This is a genomic window from Treponema sp. (assembly GCF_045657965.1).
Lineage (GTDB): Bacteria > Spirochaetota > Spirochaetia > Treponematales > Treponemataceae > Treponema_D.
Genome location: NZ_JAZOUG010000244.1, coordinates 1 through 5,426, shown reverse-complemented (window position 1 = coordinate 5,426; position 5,426 = coordinate 1). Strand labels below are relative to the sequence as shown.

Sequence of the window (5,426 nt, the reverse complement as noted above, 5' to 3'; positions counted from 1 at the left end):
ATGCAGGCTATCATTATGGCCTGTGTAGAAGCTAAATCACCTGTAATTTTACAGGTTTCCAAAGGTGCACGCGCTTATGCAAACGCAAATATTCTCCGCAATATGGCACGCGGTGCTGTTGAATATGCACATGAGCTCGGCTGCGACATTCCAATCGTACTTCACCTTGACCACGGCCCGAATTTTGAAGTATGCAAAGACTGTATCGACAACGGTTTTTCTTCAGTAATGATTGACGGCTCTGCCCTTCCGTACGACGAGAACGTTGCACTTACAAAGAAAGTTGTAGAATATGCCCACGCACACGATGTAACTGTCGAAGCAGAACTCGGTGTTCTCGGCGGCGTTGAAGACGATGTTTCAGCAGAAGAATCAAAATACACAAAACCTGAAGAAGTAATCGACTTTACTTCAAAAACAGGCTGTGATTCACTTGCAATCTCAATCGGAACAAGCCACGGACGATGCAAATTTACTCCGGAACAGTGTACACGAACTGCTGACGGCGTTCTTATTCCGCCTCCTTTGGCATTCGATGTTCTTGAAGCAATCGAAAAGAAACTCCCTGGTTTCCCGATTGTACTCCACGGCTCTTCTTCTGTACCTGTTGAATATGTAAAAATTATCGAACAGTTCGGCGGAAAAATTCCTGATTCAGTCGGTATTCCTGAAGAACAGCTTCGAAAAGCTGCAAAATCAGCAGTCTGCAAAATCAACATCGACTCTGACGGCCGCTTAGCTATGACAGCAGCAATCCGAAAGCACCTTGCAGAACACCCTGGCGATTTTGATCCGCGCCAGTATCTTACACCGGCACGCGAAGAACTCAAAAAAATGTACATGCACAAGTGTGTAAATGTATTAGGCTCAGCAGGACACGCTTTGGACTAAATACTAACAAAAATGCCCGCTTACACGATATTTTTTCGTATAAGCGGGCATTTTTTTGCGCCAGTGATTGGAGCCCCGCCGAAGGCGTTCCGTAACGAAGTGAAGGAATGGAGCGGACAGCGGAAGGGCGGAATGAACGACCCGCTTGAAAGCGGGTGGCGCCCGATTATTAATTATCCCAGACCATCATCTGATTTTCGATTGGTTTTCCTGGAATTGCCATCGGAAGAATCATTTCATCAATATCGACAATTGAATCTACAATACACGGCTTTTTGCTTTCGAATGCTTCTTTGAAAATTTTATCGAACTCTGCGTTATTGTTTGCCTTGTAGTAGCCTACTCCGTAAGCGTCGGCAAGTTTTTTCCAGTCAGGTCCGAAATCAAGTGTTGTGTGGCTGTAGCGCTTATCGTAGAAAAGTTTCTGCCATACGCGGACGTTTCCGAGAGTGCCGTTATTTACAAGAACAATTACAATTGGAAGGTTATAGCGCGCGATTGTACAGAGTTCGTTACAGTTCATGCGGAACGAACCGTCACCTGCAATATGAACGACGCGGGCAGAAGGATTTCCGACCTGGATTCCCATTGCAGCTCCTGTACCGAATCCCATTGTTCCTAAACCGCCTGAAGTTACAAAACGGCGCGGTTTTGCAAACGGATAGAACTGAGCAGTCCACATCTGGTGCTGGCCGACTTCTGTTGTAATGTATGCATCGTCTCCGGCATGCTTATGAACTGTTTCGAGAAGGAATTTAGGATTAATTGAATCCGGTTTAACTTCTGAATAGCACGGCGGCACTTCTTTTTTCCAGCCGTCGATTTTTTTAAGCCATTCTGAGTGGTCACGTTTTTCGATTAACGGAAGAAGGCGTGTAAGAACAGCCTTTACATCTCCGATTAACTGTTCCTGAGCCGGAATATTTTTGTTGATTTCAGCAGGATCAATATCGATATGGAAGACTGTTGCATGTTCAGCGAATGTTTTTGGATTTCCGATTACGCGGTCGCTGAATCGTGAACCAAGGGCAAGAACAAGGTCACTTTCGGTAACTGCCATATTGCTTGCTCTTGTTCCGTGCATACCGACCATCCATGTGCACAGCGGGTGGCTAGCCGGAAATACGTCGCGGCCCATAAGACTTTCTGCAACAGGAATCTGAGCTTTTTCTGCAAATTCGAGAAGTTCTTTTTCAGCCCCGGAGATTTTGACACCGCCGCCTGCATAAATTACAGGGCGTTCTGATTTATTAATGATTTCTGCAGCTTTTTTGATTTCTTCGTCGGTCGGAACTGCAACTTTTACAACTCTTGAAAAATTTGCGTTTTCTTCGACAAGAGCTTTTAATCCGTCATCACCTTTTTTAAGAGGTTCGAATTCACACTCTTTGGCAGTAACGTCTTTTGGAATATCAATGAGAACTGGTCCCGGACGGCCTGATTTTGCAATAATAAATGCTTCACGGAAAGTTTTTGCCAAATCTTTTACATCTTTAACGATAAAATTGTGCTTTGTGATTGGCAAAGTAACGCCCGTGATGTCGATTTCCTGAAAAGTGTCTTTTCCGAGGAGCGGAGTGCCTACATTACAGGTAATTGCAACTACAGGAACTGAATCCATGTAGGCTGTAGCAATGCCTGTTACAAGGTTTGTAGCTCCAGGGCCTGATGTTGCCATACAGACACCGACTTTGCCTGTAGTGCGGGCATATCCGTCTGCGGCATGGGCAGCGGCCTGTTCGTGTGCGGTAAGAATATGATTGATTCTGTCTGAGTTTTTATAGAGTGCATCGTAAATGTTAAGGATGTTTCCGCCAGGATAGCCGAAAACTGTGTCTACACCCTGTTCAACAAGGCATTCAATTACTATTTGTGATCCATTGATTTTCATTAAAAAGCCCTCAATCTTAATTCATGATTTTGATTGAGGACAATTTTAACGAAATATCAGACTGTAATCAATGCAAAAAGCTTACCATACAAAAAGCTACACCTTAAACTGATCGATCTGCTCACCAATTGCACTGATTGACAGTTCCATCTGAGAGGAAAGCGTTGAAAGAGCAGCCCCTGTTTCGTTGATTTTTCGCGCACCGATTGACATTTCATCCATGCCGCTTTTCATACTGAGCGTTGCATTCTGCAGATTCTGGATTTCCTCAAGAATAGCCTTATTACCCTCGCTCATCTCCGCAGAAGCACTTTTTACGAGAGAAGAATTATCATTTACAGTATGAAGCGCCTCGATAATCTGCTTTGAACCGACCGTCTGTTCTTCCATAGCACTCTTAATCTGACGCACAAGCTGGTCAGTGAGACGAATTCCTTCTGTAACAGAATTAAAGGCATCGTGAGACTCGTTTGAAGCAGTTACGATTCCATTGATTGAGCTGCGGATTTTCTGAAGCTGATCACCAATAGTGCGCGACTGAGAACTTGATGTCTCGGAAAGTTTTCGGATTTCATCTGCAACGACAGAGAAGCCTTTGCCAGCCTCGCCAGCATGTGCGGCTTCAATTGCCGCATTCATAGCAAGAAGATTCGTCTGTTCGGCAATGCTTGAAATGACAGTATTTGCTTCCTGAAGACTTTCGGACTCTTCCTGAATCTGAATAATTCGCGCACTTACATCATCCTGCTTCTGTGCACCGCTGATTGCATTTTGTTCAAGCGTAACGAATGATTCTGCCATTTTTTCGACCGAACTGTTTACAGCAGAGATATTACCTACCATTTCTTCGACGGCACTTGATGCCTGGGATACGCTCTGAACCTGTTCACCAATCATATTGTTAAGGGAATCAATGTTAGAAGCGATTTCATGGACTGCACCGGCCGTTGACTGAACGCTGTCAGCCTGAGAATTGATGTTTCCGCCCATACTCTGAATATTCGAAATAATCTCAGTAATTGAAGCGGCCGTATCCTCAGTTGAATCTCGGAGATTGTTTCCAGCATCAACGAGAACTACTTTTGAATCTTTTACAGCTTTAATGATTGCATGAAGTTTATCAACAAACAGATTAAATCCCCTGACAACGCCACCGATCTCATTGTCAGCTTCTGCGGCCGCACCGGAAATCCGCTGTGTAAGATCAGCTTTTCCAGACGCAATATTGTCAATTGCATCGTGAAGCTGTTTAAGAGGCTTGAGTGAACGGTAAATTGCATAACCGATTCCTGCAATCAATGAAAAACCGAGAATAACAGCCGCAAATGAAAGCGTGATGACAATTTCATTTGCAGTAGCGTAGACCTGTTTTTCATCGATAACGAACGCAAATCCCCAATCAGCATTTTCAACCGGCTGATAAGTGACATACTTATTTCCGTATTTTCCCGCATTTATCCATGCAGCACCAGTCTGCCGAGCCATCAAATTCTGTGTTACCGGCTGAAGAGCCTGAGTCATTGCAGAAGACTTTTCTTCATTATCGATATCTGGGTCAGATGTAGCGATGACATTTCCTTTACTGTTGAAGAGAATTGCATAGCCAGTATTTCCAATCCGGATGGTTTTTATAAATTCAGTAAGTTTATCGACACCGACGACAGCACTATAGAAACCAATAGTTCTTCCGCTGCGCTTTGCGGCTTTTGAAACATGAATAATTGTTGTACCAGTTGATTTTGACGTAACAGGATCATCAATGTCGGTATCTTTACCGTCACGCATAATTGCAAGATAGTAACCGCGGTCAACGACATTCGTAATCTTATTCTGATCATTGTAAAAATCGCCTTTTTCGTCAATATAACCGATTCTGTCGAAATCCGGCGTTCGCGAAGATGCGTGGGAAACAAGCCACCGCTGAATCTCATAAGGCTCAGCCGTCCTGGTAACATCAGCTTCTGTATACATACGCATCTGTTTGATATATTCACTCAGCCGGATTGAAACGACTTCAGAATAAGCCTCAGTCAGTTTTTTACAGTCCTCCTCATAAGATGCTGCAGTTGATTTTTTTGCACGCTGTGTGACGAGCGTAACCTGAAGAAAACTAAGCACTGCGACTATCAGAATAATAATCGCGATGATGTAAAGCACAAGCTTACCTTGTTTTTTTGTAGAATATTCCATAAGTATCATCTATATTAATCGAAATTTCTGATTTTTTAAATAAAAATGGAAATTTTAAGAAAATTCTAATCATTTTTTTATTCATCAGTCTTTACCCCGTTTAAAAAAGCGGCCGACTATTTCCTTGGACTGAAGTACATTGATGAATGCTGAACTGTCAGTTTCGCGGATTTTCTTTTCCAGACGGCCAGATTCATCACTTGAAACTACGGTATACAAAAGTTTGTGATTTTTGCCAGAATACTCCCCTTTTCCTTCAAAAATCGTGGCTGTATGATTTGTTTCTGCTTTAATAACGGCATAAATTTCATCCGGAAAGTCAGTAACAATTAAAAGAGTTGTTTTTGAATAACGCTTATAGAAAATATTAAGTGCCTGAGTAGATGTGAACTGAAATATTATTGAATAAAGCGCTTTATCCCAGCCGAATAAAATACCTGCAGAAACAAGAACA

The 5,426-nt window shown here is 42.9% G+C and carries 4 protein-coding genes; 1 reads left to right on the top strand and 3 read right to left on the bottom strand.

What is annotated here, in order from left to right; all coding sequences use genetic code 11:
* On the top strand, positions 1-891 hold an 891-nt coding region (locus tag ACKI5B_RS09195; RefSeq protein ID WP_407428014.1), incomplete at its 5' end, for a class II fructose-bisphosphate aldolase.
* A 169-nt stretch (positions 892-1,060) separates the two neighbouring features.
* Here the strand turns inward: ACKI5B_RS09195 and ilvB are convergent.
* The 3 genes from ilvB to ACKI5B_RS09180 form a co-directional block, all read right to left on the bottom strand.
* Positions 1,061-2,782, bottom strand: a complete 1,722-nt coding sequence (ilvB, locus tag ACKI5B_RS09190) for a biosynthetic-type acetolactate synthase large subunit (protein ID WP_407428012.1) — start codon at positions 2,780-2,782, stop codon at positions 1,061-1,063.
* Between the two features lie 96 nt (positions 2,783-2,878).
* Positions 2,879-4,972: a methyl-accepting chemotaxis protein gene (locus tag ACKI5B_RS09185; protein ID WP_407428010.1), complete on the bottom strand. Its 2,094-nt coding sequence runs from the start codon at positions 4,970-4,972 to the stop codon at positions 2,879-2,881.
* 84 nt (positions 4,973-5,056) lie between these two features.
* Positions 5,057-5,426, bottom strand: a 370-nt coding sequence (locus tag ACKI5B_RS09180; RefSeq protein ID WP_407428008.1) for a YitT family protein, incomplete at its 5' end; no start/stop codon positions are given.

Bases quoted from the DNA above. Each gene is read 5' to 3' on its own strand.
- ilvB (WP_407428012.1), bottom strand. From the start codon at position 2,782: ATGAAAATCAATGGATCACAAATAGTAATTGAATGCCTTGTTGAACAG.
- ACKI5B_RS09185 (WP_407428010.1), bottom strand. From the start codon at position 4,972: ATGGAATATTCTACAAAAAAACAAGGTAAGCTTGTGCTTTACATCATC.